Here is a 3,829-nt window from a genome sequence, read left to right on the forward strand (position 1 = left end):
GCCTTACAGCTACACGGTTCGCGATGCGAAAGGATGTACGGTTACAGGAAACGGAACTCTTTTAAGACTGAACCCACCGACTGATTTAGCTTTCAGCGCAGCAGCGGTTACTTGTACGGCTACTACGACTACGGTTACTTTAACAGCAACTAATGGAGTTGGAGCATTACAATATGAAACTATCGCACCTTCTCCTGTAATTATTGCTAAGCAAACATCTAACAGTTTTGCAGGTTTAGCTCCTGGAACTTATATGTTCAGAGTTACTGATGCAAACGGATGTTATTATACAGAATCATATACAATTAATCCGGTTACGCCAATTACAGTTACTGCTAATAAAACAAGCGATGTTCTTTGTAATGGTGGAAACACAGGATCTATCCGATTAAACGTTGCTGGTTTCGCTGCAACTTCTTCTTACAGCTACACTGTTAATGGTGGTACAGCTGTGACTGGTAATACAAGCGCAACAGTTAATATTACAAACTTAACTGCGGGTACGTATGCAATTGTTGTAACAGATGAAACAACAGGATGTACAGCAAATACTTCGATTACAATTAATGAACCAGCAACAGCTTTAGGGGCTACTTATGTGGCAGTAAATGCTAACTGTTTCATTGCAACATCTGAAGTTACTGTTACTGCAACTGGTGGTACACCTGTTTATAGATATTCATTTGTTCAGGATGGTGCTCCAGCTGGAACGTATTCAAACAATAACAAAGCAAACTTAGATCCAACAATTCCAAATTGGGATGTTTATATTTTAGATGCTAATAATTGTTCATTTAAATTAGATGTTACTATTACCAGAGATGCTGTACCTACAGTAACAGCTTCTGCAACTGGTCAATGTTTTGGCGTAGGAAGCTATGTTATTACAGCGACTCCAGGTACAGGTTTAGTTGCACCTTTAAGCTACAGTATTAATAATGGTGCCTCTTATCAGGCTGGTAATACTTTTACAATTACTACACCTGGAAGTTATACAGTAAGAATTAAAGACGGTAACGGATGTACAGCTGACAGTAATGTTGTGATAGTTAATAATGCTTTATCACTTGCGGCAGTGCTTGATAAAGATATTACGTGTTCTACTCCAACAGCTGCACAAGTTACTTTGACAACAGTTGGCGGAAGCGGACCTTATACTTATGCAAGTTCTGGAACAGGAACTTTCGCAGGAAATGTATTTACAACAAATACGGCAGGATCATATACATTTACTGTAACCGATTCTAGAGGTTGTACTGCTACATCTTCTGCTGTAATTATTACAGATCCTATTCTACCTGTAATTACAAGTGTAACACAAACGCAGTTTATTAATTGTTATGATGAAAAATCAGCAGCTATTTCTATAGTTTACGATGTTTCACAAGGACAAGCTCCGTTTTTAATAAATGTTAGAAATACAACTACAGGAACTAATTACGGTACTCAAACTTCTGGTTTAGCTGCAGGTAATTACACAATTACAGTTACTGATGCTAAAGGATGTATTGCTACTGAAACTATTCCAATTAACCAACCTACACAAATTGCAGTAAGACGTACAGTTACTCCGATTACATGTGTATCTGGTGGGGTTTCATTGGGATCTATTACAATTAATAGCGTAACAGGTGGAACAGCTAATTATACCTATCATGTAACTGGAGTAAATGGATATGACGAACAATTCACAAATCAGACTGGTACAACGGCTGTTTTCGAAGTTGTGGATTTTGGATTATATCAAATTATAGTTACAGATGCAAACGGATGTACTAATATAGAACAAGACGTGCTAGTAGCTTCGCCACCAGATGATTTGGATATTGTAGTGACACCTCCACCAGCTGACTGTTCAGCATTAGGTTCAGCAGAGGTGGCAATCAATACAACATCAGCAGGAAGTATTGTAGGTAATGGTCCATTCCACTTTGCAGTTTATACTGGTCCAGGAATGGTCTATACTTCTCCAACTACTTTCCCATGGTATGATGAGGACGTTTTAGGAGTTCCAGCAGGAACAAATCCAGGAAGTAAAAAAACAACGATACCAAACTTATTGCCAGGTGTTAAATATACTTTTATTGTACATGATGCCGGAACAGGTTGTTATTATTACGAAACTGCAGAATTACCAATTCCTACAAATTCTACGTTAACTATTGGTGCACTTTCTTCAAACAATATTACTTGTAGAGGTAATAATGACGGAAATGTGACTTTCAGAGTAGATAGCACGTATCCTTCTGCTACTCCAATAAGTTATGAGATTTTTAATTCTTTTACTATGGTTAGTACAGGAATTACTGGAACGGGATCAATTCCTGCAAATGGAAGTACAACATTTACAAACATTGGTGCATTGCCTTTTGGAAATTATGTTGTAGTGATTAGAGAAACTGCTGGTGCAACAAATGCTGGATGTAGTATTGCGACTGATTCATTTAATATTACACAATCTGCAATTGATTTGTCTATTACAGCTTCTGTTTCTAAAAATGCAAATTGTAATCCAAATTCTGGAGTAATTACTGCTGTCGGAAAAGACGGTACAGCTCCGTATACTTATTTATTATTGCCATCAACAGATCCTGCTCCAACGGCATCAACTATTGGTTGGGATTCTCCAAACACATTTAATAGAAATGCAGGAGACTATGTTGCTTACGTGAAGGATGCGTACGGTTGTATCAAATTTGCACCTATAACTTTAGACAGAGATGATGACCCAACGATTACTGCACCTGCTGCTATTTGTTATACAGGTTCTCCATTTACAATCACTATTAGTGGTTTAGCTGACCCTGCAATTGTCGGAGCAGCAACTTATAGTGTAAACGGAAGTACTTTCCAAACAAGTCCGACATTTACATTAAATGCTCCTGGTACATATACATTAGTAATTAGAGATGGTAACGGTTGTACAGCAACTACTACTTATGAAGTTAAGCCACAGTTATTCTTAGCTGCTGCACTTACTAAAGAGTTAGATTGTACTGCTACTCCAAATGCTACAATTACATTAACAGCAACAGGAGGTTATGATACAGCTTATACTTATGAATACTCTACAGATGGTGGAGGTTCATATACAACTATGGCTTCAAATGTACTTTCAACAAGTGCATTAGGAAATTATATTTTCAGAGTGAGCGATGCAAAATTACCTGCAGCATGTCAGGCTACAACAACGTTTACTTTAGACCCAATTCCAGCTACTGTATTTAATACAGTACAAACAGATGTTAGATGTAATGGTGGATCAGATGGTAGAATTACTGTGAATGTTACATCAGGAGTTGGTCCTTATGAATATCAATTAGATGGGGGAGTTTTCCAATCTTCTAATGTATTTACAGGATTAAGCGCAGGTACTTCATATATCATTACGGTAAGAGATGGTAAATCTTGTACATATGTAAGCTCACCAATTACGATAACACAACCTTCAGCTTTAACTGCGTCATCAGTTATCACAGCTCCATTGAATTGTGCTACAGGAAATCTTCCAACAAAAGCGATTGTAACGGTTACAGCTTCTAACGGAACTACGCCTTACTTATATAGTTTTGATGGTGGTACTACCTATACAAATGAAAATACATTTGAGACTTTTGCTGGAACAACATTTGATGTTTTAGTAAAAGATGGAAATGGATGTATATTTACATTAACTGACGGAGTTGATGTTCCATCATTAAACCCTCCGACAGATATGGATATTGCAGGAACGCCTATTTACTGTGCGCCAGCTGCAAGCACGACAAGTACGGTTACGATCAGCAACGTTCAGAACGGAGTTGGCGCGCTTCAGTACGAGATTCTGTCT

At 37.8% G+C, this 3,829-nt stretch carries 1 pseudogene; it reads left to right on the top strand.

The features are described 5' to 3' along the window. Positions 1–3,829: pseudogene (locus ACFFLS_RS19035) on the top strand (hypothetical protein); the annotation flags it as partial.

This window comes from Flavobacterium procerum, assembly GCF_042431625.1.
Taxonomy (GTDB): Bacteria; Bacteroidota; Bacteroidia; order Flavobacteriales; family Flavobacteriaceae; genus Flavobacterium; species Flavobacterium procerum.